Origin of the sequence: Desemzia sp. FAM 23988 (assembly GCF_045528365.1) — a bacterium.
Taxonomy (GTDB): Bacteria; Bacillota; Bacilli; order Lactobacillales; family Carnobacteriaceae; genus Desemzia.
This window is the reverse complement of the sequence record NZ_JBGQQS010000102.1, coordinates 1-253: the sequence shown is the minus strand read 5'-3', so window position 1 is coordinate 253 and position 253 is coordinate 1. Positions and strand designations below refer to the sequence as shown.

The 253-nt window shown below is 47.8% G+C and carries 1 rRNA gene; it reads left to right on the top strand.

Annotation, left to right across the window (positions count from 1 at the left end):
- Window positions 1-230: ribosomal RNA gene (locus tag ACEN4L_RS13625) — 23S ribosomal RNA — on the top strand; the annotation flags it as partial.
- Window positions 231-253: the final 23 nt, after the last annotated feature.

Here is a 253-nt window from a genome sequence, read left to right as displayed (position 1 = left end):
GATGGACACACCGCTGGTGTACCAGTTGTTCTGCCAAGAGCATCGCTGGGTAGCTATGTGTGGAAGGGATAAACGCTGAAAGCATCTAAGCGTGAAGCCCCCCTCAAGATGAGATTTCCCATCACGTCAGTGAGTAAGACCCCTGAAAGATGATCAGGTAGATAGGTTGGAAGTGGAAGTCTAGTGATAGATGGAGCGGACCAATACTAATCGGTCGAGGACTTAACCAAAGTTTTTAGGTGGATTCGAAGAA